The sequence below is a fragment of the Streptomyces griseus genome (assembly GCF_001715295.1).
GTDB lineage: Bacteria > Actinomycetota > Actinomycetes > Streptomycetales > Streptomycetaceae > Streptomyces > Streptomyces griseus_G.
Map to the genome: position 1 here is coordinate 624,208 of NZ_MDKB01000005.1, position 17,049 is coordinate 641,256.

The window sequence follows — 17,049 nt, forward strand, 5'->3', positions numbered from 1 at the left end:
GCTTCGGCGTGTCGAGCCGATCTGCCCGTGCTCACCGAGCACGACTGCACGACGCCCCCTCCGCCCTTCTGCAGGGCGAAGAAGCGCGCCGCCCGACCGGGTGCGCGCTACTCCCCTCGCGGTGCTGGTCATCCGGTCCACGAGGCCGGCTTCCGGGTCCAGGTCGCCAGGTGTGCGCGGCTCCCGCCGGGCTTCGGGGTACCGCCGGGCGCGCCGAAGTGTTCCGGACCGGCCTCCGTGGTCTCCTCCCGTGTACGGGGAGGAGACCGCTGCTCAGGGCCGTCGCAGGTGACCGGGCGGGTGTCTCGGGCAATCAGTCGGCGGTCGGTGCGGTGGGCCAGGGGTCCGCGTTCCTGCACGGGGGACCGGGGGGAGTGCCGACGGGCACGAAGCGCTCGCGCTCCTCCTCGGTGTAGTCACGCCCGGCCGACGAGCAGAGGCGGGGGAACCAGTTCGCGCGAAGAAGGTCGTAGGTCTGCCGCCAGCCCTTGGCGTAGGCGACCAAGCGGTCCTCGTGGACGATCGCTGTCCGCCTGGTGTCGAGCACGGTGGGGATGGCGCCGATATGCCGGCCTGTGTCGGTTGCCCACAGGTCGTAGCCGTCGGAGGATTCCGTGATCGCCGTGCCGTCCGAGGTCAGAGAGACCAGGTCGTCCAGGCGGTCCACGGCCATGGGGTGCCCCGCGGTCTCCCGCCGGTCCACCGTCCACCGGCGGACGGTACCGTCCGCGCTCTGCACCAGCAGACTTCGCCCGTCGGCGGAGAAGGCGAGGCGGCATTGCATGAAGTCGTCGAAGACGGGGCCGATCCGGTCACCCGACAGGACCCCGATCCGTCGGCCGGCGAGGAGGTCCCAGAGCTGGATGGTGCCCCGGGAAACACCCGCCCTGGTGACGACCGCGACCTGGTGCGGGTGGTCCGGTCGTGGCACCAGCTGTCCGGTCGAGCGGAGGGACGAGACGAGCGCACCGTCCGTGCGCTCGACCGACACGGGGAGTCCCACCTGCCGGCCGGTGACCGAGTCCACCCGCAGGAGCGTGCCTCCCACCGTCAGAACAGCAATGTCGCCGCCCTCCAGAGGCGCGACCCGGTCCAACGCGCCGAGCGGATTTCCGGAATCCGTGCCGACGTCGAGTTCCACGGCCTTCCAGCGCTCCAGGTCGCCGGCTTCGTGGACGAGCAGCCCTGTGCCGTTCGACTGCCACACCACGAGTCGGCTGTTCTCCGGCGTCCACGCCACCCGCCATCGCGGGCTGCCGGAACCGATCGCGGGGAGTTCGACGGAGTCGCCCCGGCCGTCGACGGTGTCGCGGACGTGCAACCGCAGGTCGGTCGCCCAGGCGACGGCCCGCCCGTCGGGGGACAGCGCGTCCGGCACACTGCTGGGGTTGAACTCCTCCTCCGCCGACGGAGCCCCGGGCTCCGTCGCCAGCGTCATCAGCGTGCCCCCGACGGTGGCCAGCACGGTCACCGGGTCGCCTTCCTTCTGCACAGCGGCGATCGCGGCGGTCACGGTGTCCTCGTCCTCGATGCGCGGTACCCGGGTCCTGAAGGTCTCCCCGGTGGGCAGCCGGGTGAGGGCGACCTCCGCGAACGCACCGGCTTCCGCGTCCTGCATGACGTATCCGCCCGTGTCGTCCGGCAGCAGCGCGCTGCCGGGCAGGGGCCGGGACGCGCCGGTGGTGGTGTCGTGCACGTATACGCGGGATCGGAGGTCCGTACCGCGCTGCTCGACGGCGTAGTCACCGCCTCCGTGGAGCCGTAGATTGCCCCGCGGGACACCGGTGACGATCCGCCGCACGATGCGACCGGACCCCAGCTGCCGCAGCTCCACCACACTCGACAGGTCTTTGCGCGTCCAGAGGAGTACCACGGTGTCGGGGTCCTCACCGAACGCGGCCTCGTTCGGCTCCACCCCTCTCGGAACGAGATCCTCGGCCACCGGCAGGGAAGCGCCGTCGGCCACGTCCCAGGCCTCGACGAACCCCTGCCGGTCCTGATCCCGCGGGAGGATTTCCGTGCCGCCCAGCAGCCGAAGAAGGCGCGTCCCGTCTTCGCTGAAGTCGAGATCGGCTGCGTACACGACTCGATCGGCCGTGTCGGCGGCCTTCAGGCGCAGGGGATCGCGCGGTTCTCCGTCGAGCCGCCACAGGAACACCCGGCCGTCGGGTGTCGCCGCCGCGTAGTGCCGGCCGTCGGGGCTGATCTCGGAGCTGACGTCGCCGGCGGGCGCCCCGCGCAGCGCGTAGGACCGGGGAGAGCCGCCCAGCGCCCCTGTCACCACGGAGACCACCACGGGAGCGGCGCCCGCCGGCTTGGACCACACCACCAGGGTGCGGCCGTCCGGTGTGGTGTCGAGACGCGTCGCCCGCCCGGGCCAGAGGCCGACATGACTGCCGCGCAGGTACTCCCCGGTGACATGGCTGCGCAGCAGCGCCTCCTGTGCCTGCGGTGTGTCATCCGCGTTCCAGGCCGCCAGCGCCAGCTGGATCGAGCTCCCGGGATCACGGGTGGCCCTCTCGCTCGCCTCGTCGGCGAGCGCGCGGGACGCGAGGGTGCGCAGCTGCCGTTCGGCCTTCCGGCTGCTGTCGCGAGCCATGTCGGCGAGCACGCCGGCGCCCACCAGGAGGGCCAGAAGCGTTGCTACCAGCGCCTGCCAGCGCCGGAGTGCCCGCCGTGCGAACTTCCGGCTCGCACCGATGTACGCGCGCTCGAGTGCGGTGATCTCTGCCGGCCGGAGGGCGGCGTGCTCGACGGCCACCTCGAGCACGCTGCCGTGCAGCAGGGCTCCCGTCTCCCTGCCCGTCTGTTCCCAGCGCGTCAGGTCCCGGCGCAGCTCCTCCTGCCAGGTCCGGAATGCGCGGCTGTCGTCCAGCCAGTCCCCCAGCCGCTGCCAGTGGCGGGTCAGGGCCTCGTGCGCGAGGTCCACGATCTCCGTGCCCTCGTCGGTGTGGCCGAAAACGATCAGCTTGCCGGGTGCGAGACGGCGCGCGAGCGCCGACGTGGCGGGGTCCATGTCGGCGACCGGGGTGGGACGACGGGTGTAGCCGCCGTGGTCCGCCGGTCGTGCCAGCTGGACGAAGAGTGCTTGGGCGAGGGGGAGTTCGGCGTCCCGGACCACGGCACGGAAGGAGTCCTCCGCGTACCCGGCGAGAGCGCCGGCGATTCCGCCGAGGTCCTCGTACACCGCGTGGGTCAGCATCGACCGCTCGCGCCGGTCCCACAGACGGGTCAGCGCGAACTCCACGAGCGGCATGCGTCCCGGCTCGTCGGCCGCGTCACGCACGATCCGGTCGGCGAGCCCCGGCTCCAGCCACAGTCCGGGCACCCCGTCGACGGGCCGGGTGATCGCGTCCCTCAGACCGTCGGGGCCGAGCGGGGCGAGGAGCATCACCGCGTCGCTGAGCGCCGACGACGTCTCGGCCGTCATCAGGGCTTCGATGGAGTCCGGGCGCGCCGTGACCACGGCCCGGGGGGCGTGGTCGGCCTCCCCGCCGACGGCGCCGCACAGGTGGAACAGCAGATGGAGCAGTCTGCGCGCGGCGTCCGGTGCGGCACCCGCGTACTCCTCCAACTGGTCGACGACGAGGAGGTGGCCTGCCCGGCCGCCCTGTCTGCGTAACGCGGCACGCAGGCCGGAGGCAGCCTCTGCCGTCGCGGGGCCGTCCGGGGCCTCGCTCAGTGACGCGGTCAGCTCCGCCGCCCGGCGCAGCCGGCCCGTCTCCCCTTCGTCCGGTTCCAGCACGGCCACCAGCGCCTGGGCCAGCACGGCCTCCGGCCGAAGTCCCGCGACGGGACGCATCAGGGAGACGGTCAGGCCGTCCGCCCGCACCCCGGGCAGCAGTCCGGCCCGGATCAACGACGATTTGCCACACCCGGAAGGCCCCGCCACCACGGTGACCGGACGGCTCCGGACCGCACGGCGAAGCCGTTCGACGTCCGCTTCGCGGCCGTGGAAGAACGCGGCGTCGTCCTCGTCGAACGCTGCCAGCCCACGGAAGGGGCACTGCGGCGCCACGACGTCCTCGTCCACCAGGTCACGGGACGGAACCAAGTACGCGGTGCCGTTCAGCCCGCCGCGTCCGGCGGCCACCGTCATACCGATGACACCGCCCTGCGCGTCGTCCCAGACGGCCGATCCGCTGAAGCCCGGCTGGATCGGCACTCCCCCCGGGCCCGCGTCCATCTGGAGCCAGCCCGACCCCTGCACGCCACGCAGTGAGCCGGAGGCCCATGCCCCGTGGTCGCCGCCGGCGGGGAAGCCGTACGCCCGGAACTCGTGACCCCAGACGGCAGTTCCGTCGACCAGCGGCACCGGACGCGCGCCTGCGACCGGCTGGTGGAGCCGCAGCAGCGCCACGTCTCCGCTGTCGTCCTCCTCGCGGGTGGGCTGCCAGGAGACGACCGTCGCGCCGACCGCCGGAATGCGACCTTCGTCGTCGCGGAGCAGCGGGAACTCGACGCGCACCACGTCCTCCGGGGCGTTCCCGGTATCCCGGGGCAGGCCGAGAGCGTCGGCCACCACATGCGCGCAGGTGCAGACGACGTCCGGGGCGACAAGGAAGCCTGCCCCGGCCACCGGGCCGTCGGCCGGTGAACTCGACGGTCCGTCCGCCGACGGGTGCGCAGACGGTGCTGCCCGTAAGCGCACCAGGCCGGATTCGACCGCCCCCGCTCCGCGCGCACGCGAGGCACCCTTCATGCGGAACGATCGCGATTCCACTCCAGGGTCACCGCGAAGTTCGCCTCGCCCGCCGTCCTGGCCACCACCACTCCGGCCTCGGCGGAAAGCTTGATCCCGAACTCGACGCTCACCGTGTCGGGAGGCTGGACCATGTCCCGCACACTGCGCGCGACCGCCTCGACGGCGGGGCGCACGTGGGCCAGAGCTTCCTGAAGGGTCTCGGCGGACGCCCGCGCCAACTCGGAGCCGCGGCCCACCCTGCCGATCCCGCTCTCCTCGGTTCCCGGTCCGTCCACCTCGACCCGGACTGCTGTGCCGTCCCCGAGCTGCATGTCCCCGATCTGTGCCATGGTGCCCCCCGTTGCCCATGCCTGACGAACCGTCGGCAACTTTAGGTCCGGTCCGAGAAGGAGATCAAGGGTGGTACCGGCCCGGAGCGCACCTGCCGATGTCCCCTCGTGACGGACCACCGCTTCGAGGAAGGTGGACGCCCTTCCCCGCTCCGTCACACGGGGCGTTTGTCCTGACATACATATGTACAGAGCTGGTGGTGGGCGGTACGGCATACTGAACGCCCGGTTCCACGCTTCGAGGAGTCCCCATGGAGTCGATCACCGAGCTGATAAGCATCGACCGCAGCAGCCCGGTCCCGCTGTACTTCCAGGTCGCCCAGCAGCTCCAGCAGCTGATCGAGTCGGGCAGATTGGCGCCCGGCACCCGGCTGGAGAACGAGATCGCCCTGGCGGACAAGTTCGGGCTCTCCCGGCCGACGATGCGACAGGCCATGCAGCACCTCGTCGACAAGGGACTGCTCGCGCGCAAGCGCGGCGTGGGCACCCAGGTCGTCACCGACAAGGTGCGCAGGCAGATAGAACTGACCAGCCTCTTCGAGGACCTCAAGCGGGAGGGCCGCCGGCCTCGCACCGAGGTGCTGTCCCTGGAGACCGTGCCCGCCGCGGGCGGCATCGCGGTCGCCCTTGCACTCGAACCCGGGACGCCCACCGTGGCGCTGCGCAGGCTCCGTTACGCGGATGACGAGCCCATCGCCGTCATGGAGAACCACGTGCCGGCGAGTCTGCTGTCGCCGACCGAGGACGATCTCACCAGGCACGGGCTCTACGAACTGCTCGAGCGGGCAGGTGTATCCCTGCGCACCGCCCGTCAGACGATCGGGGCGCGCCGGGCCACGGCGCCGGAGGCCCGGCTGCTGGGCGAAGGCCGCAGCAGCACCCTGCTCACCATGCAGCGCACGGTCCATGGCGACGCGGGCTGCCCGGTGGAGTTCGGATCGCATCTCTACCGCGCTTCCCGCTACTCCTTCGAGATGACGCTGACCGCCCGGTGAAACGGCGGGCGGGGGCGGAACCCGCCGTCACCGGGCAGGCCGGGCCCCCGGCGGGGCGGCGGGCCGGGCCGCACCCCTGCCCGGAACGGCTCCGGTGCCGCCGGTGGGCGGCGGGCGGGCCAGGCCCGCCGCCGCAGCGGCCTGCGGGTGCGGGCGACGGCCGGCGTCAGCCGGGTGTGACGTTCTCGGCCTGGGGCCCCTTCGGCCCCTGCGTGACGTCGAACTGGACCTTCTGCCCCTCGAAGAGCTCGCGGAATCCGGTACTGGCGATGGCCGAGTAGTGCACGAACACGTCGGGGCCGCCGCCGTCCTGCTCGATGAATCCGAAGCCCTTCTCCGGGTTGAACCACTTCACGGTGCCGGTGGCCATGGTGCTCTCCTTACACACGGGAACGACTCCCCGCGCGGCGCGCGGGTGCGAGGAGATCGTCTTCGCATCACGCGCGGAACGGGCGCAGACACGCCCACGTCATGACACGAACGAGACCGGGACACGGCTCCCGACACCTCCGCGGGCACCGCACCCGACGGTCGACGCCCGAGCACTGCCGACGGCTCCGGCCGCTGTGGAGACTGCGGCTGCCGACCTGCGCCGCCCGCCCTAGCATGGAGCCCAGGGCAGGTGAGAACGAGCGGCCGCGGCGGAGCCACCGGCTCCGTGCGGGACGCCACCGGGCCCCTGCCCCCGCGCACATCGGCCTCACGCATGCGGACGGGGTCGCTACTCGGCGCAGTACGTGGAAGGCACATGGATACGCCGACCGTCGTGAAGACGCGCACAGTCGGAAGGGAAGGCCCATGCCCGCAACACACCCGATCGATTTCGAGCACGCCATCCACACCGCGAACATCTGGCTGAAAGGGGTGGCGGAAGCTCTGGACACCCCGGACCGCCATTTCGCCCACCGGGTGCTGCGCACCTGGCTGCACACGTTCCGCGACCGGCTCACCGTGGATGTCGCCGCCCACTTCGCGGCGCAGCTGCCGGAGCTGCTGCGGGGCGTCTACTACGACGGATGGGACCCCAGTGTCGTACCCGTGCGGTACGACCGCGAGGGGTATGTCGGCCGGTTCGTCCAGCAGGCGAAGGTCGACGCCGGCGACGTTCCCCGGATCGCCGCCGCGGTCACTGTCGTCGTACGCGACCACGTCTCGCCCGGACACCTGGAGGCGGCGCTGGAACAGCTCCCGCACGACATCCGCGACCTTCTGCTCCAGCCGGCCGGCTGACGGGCCGGCCGGACCAGCCGAAGCCCGGAAGGAGGTGTGACGGGGGCGTGAGCGCCCACCCGACACCATGGTCCGGTCCAACGACGACGTCGCGGCGCTCCTGCAGGAGTACGCGGATCTGATCTCGATCACCGGAGGAGACGCGTACAGAGCACGCGTCTACGAGAAGGCCGCCCGTGCCACCGGTGGTTACCACGCCGACGTGTCCACGCTCGACGCCAAGGGGTTGCGGGACATCCCGGGGGTCGGCAGGTCCATCGCCGAGAAGATCTCCGAGTACTTCCGTACCGGCAGCGTGGCCGCGGTGGAGGAGCTGCGCGCGAGGATCCCGGACGGGGTCCGGCGGCTGACGGCCGTTCCCGGGCTGGGCCCCAGGAAGGCACTGGTCCTCTACGAGGAACTGGGCGTCGCCTCGATCGACGATCTGGTCGCCGCGATCCGTGCCGAGCGGCTGCGCGACCTGAAGGGCTTCGGCCCCAGGACCGAGCAGAACATCCTCCACGGCGTGGATCTCCTGCGCTCCTCGGCCGGCCGCTTCCAGCTCGACCTGGCGACGGACCTCGCCGACGACATCGTCGAGGCTCTGTCCCAGGTGACGGGCTGCCTCCGCTGCACGTACGCCGGATCGCTGCGCCGCGTGCGGGAGACGATCGGCGACATCGACGTCCTCGCCGCGGCCGAGGAGTCGGCGCCGCTCATGGACGCGTTCGTCGCGCTGCCGGACGTCACCGAAGTCGTCGCGCAGGGTGCGTCGAAGACCTCGGTACGGACCCGCAGGGGCGTGGCCGTCGATCTGCGGGTGGTACCGCCGGACTCCTGGGGTGCGGCGCTGCAGTACTTCACCGGGTCGAAGGCGCACAACATCCGCACCCGGGAACGGGCCGTGCACCAGAAGCTGAAGTTGTCCGAGTACGGCCTGTTCGACGCGGAGAGCGGCGAGAAGATCGTGTCCGGGACGGAGGAGGAGGTGTACGCGCGGCTCGGCCTGCCCTGGATCCCCCCGACGCTCCGCGAGGACCGGGGCGAGATCGAGGCGGGCCTCCGCGGCGAACTCCCGGATCCGGTCACGGAGTCGGACCTGCGGGGCGACCTGCACACGCACACCGACCTGACCGACGGCCTCGCGCCGGCGGAGGAGATGGCGGAGGCGGCCGCCGAGCGCGGCTACGCCTACTACGCGATCACCGATCACGGACCGGACCTGTACATGCAGCAGATGACCGAGGAGCGGATCCTGGCCCAGCGCGAGCGGCTGCGGGAGATGGACGGCACGTACGGCAGGCGGGGCGGGCGGGACGGCATGCGGATCCTGCACGGGGTGGAACTCAACATCGGCCCGGACGGGGAGGTCGACTGGCCCGGGGAGTTCCTGGCGGGCTTCGACCTGTGCGTGGCCTCGGTGCACTCACACTTCACGCAGGGGCGAGAGGAGATGACGCGGCGGATCCTGCGTGCCTGCGAGAACCCGTACGTCAACATCATCGGCCATCCCACCGCCCGTCGCATCGGCCGGCGACCGCCCGTCGACGCCGACCTCGACGAGATCTTCGCCGCCTGTGCGCGGACCGGCACGGCTCTGGAGATCAACAGCCACCCCGACCGGCTGGACCTGCGCGACGAGGACATCCTGCGGGCCCGTCGGCACGGAGTGAGGTTCGCCGTCGACAGCGACGCCCATTCCGTGCTCCACCTGGCCAACATGCGCTACGGCGTGGGGACGGCCCAGCGCGGCTGGCTCACCAAGGACGAGGTGATCAACACCTGGCCGGAGACCCGCCTGCGGCGCTTCCTGCGCAAGGGGCGGACCGGTCATGGGCCGGGCGCCTGACCGGAGGCCGGGGCAGGCCCCGCACGGCGCCCGTGGACCGGCGCCCGCGTACCGCCACGGATGCCTGGAGCAACCCCCCGCCGGTGAGCGGCCGATGAACCTCGACAGCGCCGAACTGCCGCGCGGCGCCATGCTGTTCCCGTGCGGTCCGCTGCCGTTCGTGCGCTTCGTCCGCACCCGGCAGCCGGGCGCCGGGGTCCCGGCACCTCGCGACCCTGCGAGGTCCTCTCCCGACGCCCCACCCGCCACGCCGCCCCTCGAGTGGGCCGGGTCCGCGCGCTCCGGCGCCGGACCCCGCGAAGCCGTAAGCGACCTCGAGAGTGCTCGAAAGTTTCGGAGCATGCGTCTTCGATCTCCGCGCGGACGAAGGGGATGCCGGGAGGGGCGGGGCGGATCCCGGCCGCACGGAACGGCGCTCTTATTGTGACAAAAGCTCCTATCTCACCGGCGACATGACGCCGACTCTTTCGTGACCGATGCCGAAACCATTGACAGGCGACGGGCCCGGTTCAACACTGTTCGCCGTCGACAGGCCTCGGCCACTGTCGATCCGGGCCCCACCCTGACCCGGTCACTCCAGCCGGTCGCCGAGCGCACGGCGACCGCTCCTCCGGCCGGGTGCGCGCCACCGAGGCGCAGGGCGGCGGCCGTCCGCAACCGCCGCTCCCCCACTCCGCCCCCTCCGTGACCACCGTCGTCCCACCAGCACGAGGAGGACCCACCCGCATGCGAACCAAGCCCTCTCCGGCGCTACGCTCCCTGCTCACGGGGCTCGCCGCCGCCGCACTGGCCGTGGCCGGCACCGTCGGCCTGCACGACACCGCCGCCCAGGCCGCCACCTGCAACGGGTACGTCGGGCTCACCTTCGACGACGGCCCCTCCGGCAACACACCGGCCCTGCTCAGCGCGCTCAAGCAGAACGGCCTGCGCGCCACGATGTTCAACGAGGGCCAGAAGGCCGCTGCCAACCCGTCGCTGGTACGTGCACAGGTCGACGCGGGCATGTGGGTCGGTAACCACAGCTACACCCACCCGCACCTGATCCAGCAGAGCCAGTCGCAGATGGACTCGGAACTCTCCCGCACCCAGCAGGCCATCGCCGGCGCGGGCGGCGGCACACCCAGGCTGTTCCGCCCTCCGTACGGCGAGTCCAACGCCACGCTGCAGGCGGTGGCGGCGAAGTACGGTCTCACCCAGATCATCTGGGACGTCGACTCCCAGGACTGGAACGGCGCCGGCGCCGACGCCATCGTGCAGGCCAATGCCAGGCTCACCGACGGCCAGATCATCCTCATGCACGACGGTCCGGCCAACACGCTCGCCGCGATTCCGCGCATCGCCCAGGGGCTGGCGGCCCGTGGGCTGTGCGCGGGGATGATCTCTCCGCAGACGGGCCGCGCCGTGGCCCCCGGCGGAGGCGGCGGTGACGGTGGTGGTACGGGTGGCTGCACGGCGACCCTGTCCGCCGGTCAGAAGTGGGGGGACCGCTACAACCTCGACGTGGCCGTCTCCGGCACCGGCAACTGGACCGTCACCATGAACGTCCCCTCCCCCGCCAGGATCCTCTCCACCTGGAACACCACCGCCACCTACCCCAGCTCCCAGGTCATGACCGCCAAACCCAACGGCAACGGAAACACCTTCGGCGTCACCATCCAGACCAACGGCAACTGGACCTGGCCCACCGTCTCCTGCTCCACCGCCTGACGCCCGGTCCCCCGCACGGCACCCGGCTCCGCCGGCCTCGGGCGAGGCCGGCGGAGCCGGGAGGCGCGTCACCGGCCGTCGACCGCATGCGGGGCTCAGGCCGAATCCCCTTCGGCGTCCCGTCCTCCGGCGAGGGGAAGGCCGACACCGAGACCGGGCCGGCCGTCCGGGCCTGTCGGCCACGGGGTTGTCGGCCTTGAGCAGGTGCGTACGGCGATCGGCCCGGATGCCACGCACACGGTCGGGGTCGCCGGTGAGGGTGCCGCCGCCCGGCCGCCCCGGCCCGTCGACCCGTGCGGCGCCGGGGTGTCAGCTCCCCTGCGGCGCCGGGGTGTCAGCTCCCCTGCGGCGCCGGGGTGTCAGCTCCCCTGCGGCGCCGGGGTGTCAGCTCCCCTGCGGCAGCGGAGCATCCAGCGCCCGCCCCGCCTCACGCAGCGCCCCGACGGCCGCTCTGATCGACGGCCTGCGATCCGCGTCCGTGCGCCAGACGGCGTGGATGTGCCGTCGCATCAACGGCCGTACCGGCACGAGCCGCACACCCTCCGGCACCGGCCCCCGCCCGAGGCGCGGAGCTACACAGACCCCGAACCCGGCTGCGATGAGGGCGAGTTGCGTGTGGTGTTCGGCCGCGAGGTGGGCGATGCGGGGCTCGATACCCTCGGACCTGAGGGTGGAGGTAAGCCATTCGTGGCAGAACTCTCCGGCCGGCCAGGACACCCAGTCGTCGTCGGCGAAGTCCGCGAGGTCGACCTCCGCCCGGTCCGCGAGGGGGTGGCCGGCGGGCATGGCGATGTCCGGTACGTCGTCGAGGAGTCCGGCCCTGGCGAGACCGGCCGGGACGGGCAGCCGCTTGTTGCTCCAGTCGAGAACCACCGCGAGGTCGGCGTCGCCGCGCAGCACCGCTCGCATCCCGGCCTCCGGCTCCAGCTCCGTGGTCCGCACCACGAGGTCGGGGTGGCCCGCGCGCAGTGCGGCGAGGGCAGTGGGGAACAGTCCGCGGGCGGCGGTCGGGAAAGCGGCGAGGCGTACCTCGCCCACCACCTGGCCGCGCTGCGCCTCGATGTCGGACTGCGCCATCTCCACCTGCGACAGGATGCGGGCCGCGTGGTCGGCGAGGAGCCGTCCGGCGTCGGTGAGCCGAACACCCCGCCCGTTCTTGGCGAGGAGCTGTTGGCCCACTTCTCGCTCCAGCTTGGCCAGTTGCTGGGAGACCGCCGACGTCGTGACGTGCAGACCGTCGGCGGCACCGCTCACCGACCCGTGCCGGGCGAGGGCGTCCAGCGTGCGGAGGCGCTCCAGATTCAACATGTAAGCGATGCTACGCGAAAGGGGCGAGGAAATCTCGCTTGTTCTAAGCAGTGGGGACGGCCATGGTTGACCCATGAGCGTCCCCTCCGCACCGATAACCCTCACTCCGGCCGGCACACCTCCGGCACCGGGCTCCGTTCCCGCCCCGCGCCGCTCCGTGGACTGGCGCCTCCGCTTCGTGGCGCTGTCGCTCATCTGGGGGTTCAGCTTCCTTCTCATCAAGGTCGGCACCGAGGGGTACGCCCCGTTCCAGGTGACCTTCGGACGGTTGCTGTCCGGCACGGCGGTCCTGGCCGTCGCCATGGCCGTACGCCGTGAGCGGCTGCCGCGCTCCGGCCGGACGTGGGGGCACCTCTTCGTCGCCGCGTTCTTCCTCAACGCGCTGCCGTTCTCGCTGTTCGCCTACGCCGAACTGACCGTCCCGTCCACGCTGGCGGGGATCTGCAACGCGACCTCTCCCCTATGGGGGATGGCCCTCTCACTCGTCGCGCTCTCCGAGGACCGGCCGACCCGCCGCCGTGTCGCCGGCCTCGGGCTGGGATTCATCGGTGTCCTGACCGTGCTGGGCGCCTGGCAGGGCTTCTCCGGGCTGGACCTCACCGGGACCTCGATGGCGCTGCTGGCCTCGCTCAGCTATCCCGTCGGCTGGATCTACGTCCGCCGCACACTGGCGGGATCGGGTTCCTCCACTCTGGCGCTGACGGGTAGCCAGCTTTTCGTCGCGACGATCCAACTGGCCGTCGTCACGCCTATTTTCACCTCGGCCCCCGACCGTTTCCCGCTGACCCCGACACTCGCCGTATGCGCCCTCGGGGCGCTCGGAACCGGGCTCGCCGTCCTCCTCCAGTACGGTCTCGTCGACGAGGTCGGCCCGACGACGGCGCAGATGGTCACCTACTTCATCCCCGTCATCGCCACGGCCGCGGGAGTGGCCGTGCTCGGCGAGCAACTGAGCTGGAACACCCCGGTCGGCGCCCTGGTGGTCCTGGCAGGGGCCGCCCTCACCCAGAGCAGGGCAGGCACCGCGGCCGGCCCGTCCCGCCGGGTGGCCGGCCGCGGCCCGCTCACCCGTGGCTGACAGGGCGCACCGGCCCGGCCGCCTCCGCCACCGCGTCCGCCAGCGGCGCGATGTCGGTGGCGTCCAGCGGTGACACGGTCAGGCGCACGCCCGGCGGCGAGGCCATCCGGAAGCGCGCCCCGGGCGCGACCGCCCAGCCCGCCCGCAGCAGCCTGGCCACCGCTCCCGTCTCGTCACCCACCGGGACCCACACGTTCATCCCGCTGCGCCCGTGGGCCGTCACCCCCCGTTCGGCCAGTGCGCGCACGAGCGCGTCCCGGCGCTCCCCGTAGGAACGGGCGATCGCCGACGTGTCGACGGCCCCCGTCGTCCACAGGTGGACGACGGCCCGCTGGAGGACACCGCTGACCCAGCCGGGCCCCAGCTGCTGCCGCCCCGTCACCCGGTCCACGGTCAGCTGGTCGCCGGTGAGAACGGCGAGCCGCAGGTCGGGCCCGTACGCCTTGGCCACCGAGCGCACGAAGGCCCAGCGATCCGTGCTGCCGGCGAGGGGGTGAAGGGGAAGATCGACGATGGCGTGACCGTGGTCGTCCTCGATCAGGAGGACGCCGGGGTGACCGGCGAGCACGGAACGCAACTCCCGCGCCCGGCCGCTCCCCACGACGGCACCGGTCGGGTTCTGCGCCCGGCCGGTGACCACCACGGCCCGGGCCCCCGCCCGCAGCGCCCGGTCCACGTCGCCGGGCAGCGGGCCGTCCTCGTCCATCGCCACCGGCACCGCGCGCAGCCCCAGCGCGGGAATCAGATCCAGGAGCCCACCCCATCCCGGATCCTCGAGGGCGACCGCGTCTCCGGGCCTGAGGTGGGCCGACAGCACCCGCTCGATCGCGTCGAGGGACCCGGAGGCGACCGCCAACGGCCCGGCGGGCACACCGTCGGCATCCATGGCGGTCCGGGCGTACGCCGCCAGCTCGGGGAGCACCGCGGCGTCCCCGTACAGGCCCGGACGTCGGGCGTACGCGGCCGCGGCCGCCGACAGCGCCTCGCGGAGGTCGGGGAGCAGCGCCGGATCAGGGTTGCCGGAGCCGAGGTCCCGGCCGCCCGGGGGCGGCTCGATGCGCAGCGAGTTGCGCGCCGTGCTGGCCGGACGCGACCGCACCCTGCTCCCCCTGCGTCCCGCCGTCTCGATCACCCCTCGCTCCCGCAGGGTCCGGTACGCGGCCGCCACGGTGTTCGGGTTGACCCCCAGCCGCGCCGCCAACTCCCGCATGGGAGGCAGCGGATGCCCCGGCGGGAACTCGCCGGCACCGACTCCGTACTCCACGCTCGCGGCGATCTCCGATGCGCGGCGCCCACTGATCCGATACTCTCCTAGCACAAACATCATTATGCACTAGTGCAATTGAGGACGCAATGCCGGACACCGCAACCCCGGACAGCACCGGCCCGGACAGCCTCGATCCTTACGAGCCCACCGGCCGCACGGTCCCGAGCAGGTCCAGGGATCGGGCGTCGTACGACCGCGAGGTGGTCCACGCGATCCTCGACGAGGCGTACCTCTGCCATCTCGGATTCGTTCGCGACGGCGCGCCGGTCGTCCTGCCCACGCTCTTCGGCAGGGTCGGCGAGCGACTGTACGTACACGGCTCGACCGGGTCGCGCCCGCTGCGCACTGCGGGACAGGCGGACCCGGGTATAGCCGTCTGCCTGACGGTCACGCACGTCGACGGCCTCGTTCTGGCCCGCTCAGCCTTCCACCATTCGATGAACTACCGCTCCGTCGTCGTCCACGGCACAGCCCGGACGGTGACCGACCCGGAGGAGCGCCGCATCGCGCTGGACGCCATCGTCGACCAGGTCGTCCCCGGCCGTTCCACGGACTCGCGGCCGGCCGACGCGAAGGAGCTCGCCGCGACGGCGGTCGTGCGGCTGGACCTCGACGAGGTCTCCGCCAAGATCCGCACCGGCGGTCCGCACGACGAGCCGGAGGACCTGGCCCTGCCGTACTGGGCGGGCGTGGTGCCACTGGCCCCCCGGTACGCCGCGCCGGTGCCGTCCGGGGACCTCGACCCCGCCGTCCCGGTGCCGGACTACCTGTCCGCGCTCTGACCCGTCGAAATGGCCCGGCCCGATGGAGAACCGCCCGGGCCGTACGGATCGGCTGCGGCGCCGGGCTGCCCCGGGGCAGGGTCCTGCCGATGAGTTCACCGTCCACGCACGGTCTACCCGGCGACACGACCGTTCTCGACAGGAGTGCCATGTCCACCATCCAGCCAGTGATCATCACGGCCGATCAGGACGTCCTGCTCGGCTTCTACACGAAACTGTTCGGCGCCGAGGAGGTCTCCCGCGTACCGGCGGAAGGCCCGGCCTTCTACGTCGGCTTGCGCATCGGCGACAGCGACCTCGGGCTGGTGGCCGACGAGAACGCGGGGAACCGGGAGTCACCGCGGATCCTGCTCAGCATCGATGTCGACGACGTCGACGAGACGCTCGGCCGGGTGGTGGCGCTGGGCGGCTCGGTCCGCGGCGGCCCCGACGACATGCCGTGGGGACAGCGCGTCGCCCACATCCAGGACCCCGACGGCAATCCGGTGAACCTCACCCAGCCGGTCCCGGCCCGGTGAGGCCGTTCCGGGGGCGGGATCGCCCCCGGAGTCGTCACGGCCGGCCAGTCCCTCGAGACCGGCGGCGCGCGGGTGGGCCGGGACGGAGTCGCGGCGGGTGGCGGGGATGCCGTGAGTGCGGCCGGGCCGTACGGCCGGCATCCGGGCCGGAGAGCACCGCTCGTCGGCCGGGCAAGCGCCCGCAGGCCATGGCAGCGGTGCGTGCGGGAGTGGTGGGGCGATGCGCGGGCATGGCCGCTCAGGGTCCACCGCAAGCTCCCGGGGTCACCTGAAGGGGCTTCGTCAGGCCTGCCGTCGCTGTTACACCCCGTACGCGTCGAGCAGGGTCCGTGCGGTGGCGACGGCGAGGGAGATCCTGTTCCTGGACCATGGCCCGGGCGCTCGCCCCGCCGGAAGCGCTGCGGGCAGGTCGGATTGACGCCCTCTCACCTCAGCGGCTCTTCCCGGAAGTATGCGGTGAGCGCATCCTCGTGACGCCGGGCGACGCGACGCACCGGGTGGCCGGGGCACCGGAGTTCCACGGCGGCGGCCACGAACGGGCAGCCGCGGAAGTCGGAGACGGCCGACCGTTCCTCCGGGGGCCGGACGACGTGCAGGACGCGCTCGCAGGGGCGCCCGGCCGCGACCACCGCGGCATCCTGCCGGACACGGCGGGGGTGGACGCGAGGCAGCTCGTGGCCGGCGCCACCGGCGGTTCCGTCCAGGCCGTGCCCCCACCGGCCGCGCCGCGCGGTGCCACCGTGATGGCGACGGCCGGACCGGACGCGGCGTCCGTCACCACGGACATGGGTGCCGCCCAGCTCGACCGCCGTGCGGCCCCGGTCACCGACCGGCTGCGACAGACACACCCGAGCGGGGTGTGTGCCCTGGCCGGCCTGGTCACGCCGACCGGTCGCACCGCCACCCTCGCCGCCCTTCTCGTGTCCGGCGGCGTCGTCCCCTCCGCCGTGCGGGCGGTCGACACGGGCGCCCCTTCGCCTCCCCACCAACTCCCGGCCCGCGCGGGCCCGTACGCATCCGCGGTGTCCGGATGCGTGACGCCGAGGTCGAGTGCGCGGTGGATCGCACCGGTCCCGCGTCCCGAGGTGAGCGCCTCGCTCTCCCGGCGGTGCGCCGCCGCGTGACGCCTGCGGATCGCTTCTTGCGGCAGCGTGTCACCCGGGGGAAACGTGAGCGGCGGACCCGATCAAATCATTAATTAGCAATTAATCTTGACCGTTCTCGGGTGTGCCTCCCATACTCGGAGGACGCCGCAGCGGCGATCCGCACCTTCATGCGGTCGTACGCAGCTTTTGTACGTGA

The 17,049-nt window shown here is 72.5% G+C and carries 13 protein-coding genes; 8 read left to right on the forward strand and 5 right to left on the reverse strand.

What is annotated here, in order from left to right; translation table 11 throughout:
- Nucleotides 1–313: 313 nt before the first annotated feature.
- Nucleotides 314–4,579: an nSTAND1 domain-containing NTPase gene (locus tag BA175_RS27500; protein ID WP_069174214.1), complete on the reverse strand. Its 4,266-nt coding sequence runs from the start codon at nucleotides 4,577–4,579 to the stop codon at nucleotides 314–316.
- A gap of 119 nt (nucleotides 4,580–4,698) precedes the next feature.
- Complete coding sequence (locus BA175_RS27505; protein WP_069174303.1) at nucleotides 4,699–5,034, reverse strand: CU044_2847 family protein; 336 nt, start codon at nucleotides 5,032–5,034, stop codon at nucleotides 4,699–4,701.
- Between the two features lie 251 nt (nucleotides 5,035–5,285).
- Between BA175_RS27505 and BA175_RS27510 the strand changes: the two genes are divergently transcribed.
- Complete coding sequence (locus BA175_RS27510; RefSeq protein WP_069174215.1) at nucleotides 5,286–6,029, forward strand: GntR family transcriptional regulator; 744 nt, start codon at nucleotides 5,286–5,288, stop codon at nucleotides 6,027–6,029.
- A gap of 166 nt (nucleotides 6,030–6,195) precedes the next feature.
- Here BA175_RS27510 and BA175_RS27515 read toward each other — a convergent pair whose 3' ends face one another.
- Nucleotides 6,196–6,399 carry a cold-shock protein gene (locus BA175_RS27515; protein ID WP_069174216.1) on the reverse strand — a complete coding sequence of 68 codons (204 nt, stop codon included), beginning with the start codon at nucleotides 6,397–6,399 and terminating at the stop codon, nucleotides 6,196–6,198.
- Nucleotides 6,400–6,827: 428 nt separating this feature from the next.
- Between BA175_RS27515 and BA175_RS27520 the strand changes: the two genes are divergently transcribed.
- From BA175_RS27520 to BA175_RS27530, 3 genes are all read left to right on the forward strand, one after another.
- Nucleotides 6,828–7,259, forward strand: a complete 432-nt coding sequence (locus BA175_RS27520; RefSeq protein ID WP_069174217.1) for a DUF2267 domain-containing protein — start codon at nucleotides 6,828–6,830, stop codon at nucleotides 7,257–7,259.
- 67 nt (nucleotides 7,260–7,326) lie between these two features.
- Nucleotides 7,327–9,087 (forward strand): DNA polymerase/3'-5' exonuclease PolX, encoded by a 1,761-nt coding sequence (polX, locus tag BA175_RS27525; protein WP_069174218.1) that lies wholly within the window; start codon nucleotides 7,327–7,329, stop codon nucleotides 9,085–9,087.
- Between the two features lie 726 nt (nucleotides 9,088–9,813).
- Nucleotides 9,814–10,794: a polysaccharide deacetylase family protein gene (locus BA175_RS27530; RefSeq protein ID WP_069174219.1), complete on the forward strand. Its 981-nt coding sequence runs from the start codon at nucleotides 9,814–9,816 to the stop codon at nucleotides 10,792–10,794.
- A 384-nt stretch (nucleotides 10,795–11,178) separates the two neighbouring features.
- Here BA175_RS27530 and BA175_RS27535 read toward each other — a convergent pair whose 3' ends face one another.
- Complete coding sequence (locus BA175_RS27535) at nucleotides 11,179–12,102, reverse strand: LysR family transcriptional regulator (RefSeq protein ID WP_069174220.1); 924 nt, start codon at nucleotides 12,100–12,102, stop codon at nucleotides 11,179–11,181.
- A 73-nt stretch (nucleotides 12,103–12,175) separates the two neighbouring features.
- On the opposite strand from BA175_RS27535, the gene BA175_RS27540 reads away from it, so the two are divergent.
- A complete protein-coding gene (locus BA175_RS27540; protein WP_107407655.1) occupies nucleotides 12,176–13,180 on the forward strand; it encodes a DMT family transporter in 1,005 nt (334 codons plus the stop codon).
- Here the strand turns inward: BA175_RS27540 and BA175_RS27545 are convergent.
- Nucleotides 13,167–14,498 carry an aminotransferase class I/II-fold pyridoxal phosphate-dependent enzyme gene (locus BA175_RS27545; protein ID WP_217493245.1) on the reverse strand — a complete coding sequence of 444 codons (1,332 nt, stop codon included), beginning with the start codon at nucleotides 14,496–14,498 and terminating at the stop codon, nucleotides 13,167–13,169. The two genes, BA175_RS27540 and BA175_RS27545, sit on opposite strands and share 14 nt — an antisense overlap.
- A gap of 35 nt (nucleotides 14,499–14,533) precedes the next feature.
- On the opposite strand from BA175_RS27545, the gene BA175_RS27550 reads away from it, so the two are divergent.
- From BA175_RS27550 to BA175_RS27565, 3 genes are all read left to right on the forward strand, one after another.
- The gene (locus tag BA175_RS27550; protein ID WP_069174222.1) at nucleotides 14,534–15,229 is read left to right on the forward strand and encodes a pyridoxamine 5'-phosphate oxidase family protein; all 696 of its coding nucleotides are present in this window, start codon (nucleotides 14,534–14,536) and stop codon (nucleotides 15,227–15,229) included.
- Nucleotides 15,230–15,378: 149 nt separating this feature from the next.
- Nucleotides 15,379–15,747 carry a VOC family protein gene (locus tag BA175_RS27555; protein WP_069174223.1) on the forward strand — a complete coding sequence of 123 codons (369 nt, stop codon included), beginning with the start codon at nucleotides 15,379–15,381 and terminating at the stop codon, nucleotides 15,745–15,747.
- A gap of 368 nt (nucleotides 15,748–16,115) precedes the next feature.
- The gene (locus BA175_RS27565) at nucleotides 16,116–16,871 is read left to right on the forward strand and encodes a hypothetical protein (RefSeq protein WP_175420930.1); all 756 of its coding nucleotides are present in this window, start codon (nucleotides 16,116–16,118) and stop codon (nucleotides 16,869–16,871) included.
- Nucleotides 16,872–17,049: the final 178 nt, after the last annotated feature.

What these genes read in the sequence shown, in the direction of transcription:
- BA175_RS27505 (WP_069174303.1), bottom strand. Translation starts at nt 5,034, where the DNA reads ATGGCACAGATCGGGGACATGCAGCTCGGGGACGGCACAGCAGTCCGG.
- BA175_RS27510 (WP_069174215.1), top strand. Translation starts at nt 5,286, where the DNA reads ATGGAGTCGATCACCGAGCTGATAAGCATCGACCGCAGCAGCCCGGTC.
- BA175_RS27515 (WP_069174216.1), bottom strand. Translation starts at nt 6,399, where the DNA reads ATGGCCACCGGCACCGTGAAGTGGTTCAACCCGGAGAAGGGCTTCGGA.
- BA175_RS27520 (WP_069174217.1), top strand. Translation starts at nt 6,828, where the DNA reads ATGCCCGCAACACACCCGATCGATTTCGAGCACGCCATCCACACCGCG.
- polX (WP_069174218.1), top strand. Translation starts at nt 7,327, where the DNA reads ATGGTCCGGTCCAACGACGACGTCGCGGCGCTCCTGCAGGAGTACGCG.
- BA175_RS27530 (WP_069174219.1), top strand. Translation starts at nt 9,814, where the DNA reads ATGCGAACCAAGCCCTCTCCGGCGCTACGCTCCCTGCTCACGGGGCTC.
- BA175_RS27535 (WP_069174220.1), bottom strand. Translation starts at nt 12,102, where the DNA reads ATGTTGAATCTGGAGCGCCTCCGCACGCTGGACGCCCTCGCCCGGCAC.
- BA175_RS27540 (WP_107407655.1), top strand. Translation starts at nt 12,176, where the DNA reads ATGAGCGTCCCCTCCGCACCGATAACCCTCACTCCGGCCGGCACACCT.
- BA175_RS27550 (WP_069174222.1), top strand. Translation starts at nt 14,534, where the DNA reads ATGCCGGACACCGCAACCCCGGACAGCACCGGCCCGGACAGCCTCGAT.
- BA175_RS27555 (WP_069174223.1), top strand. Translation starts at nt 15,379, where the DNA reads ATGTCCACCATCCAGCCAGTGATCATCACGGCCGATCAGGACGTCCTG.
- BA175_RS27565 (WP_175420930.1), top strand. Translation starts at nt 16,116, where the DNA reads ATGGCCCGGGCGCTCGCCCCGCCGGAAGCGCTGCGGGCAGGTCGGATT.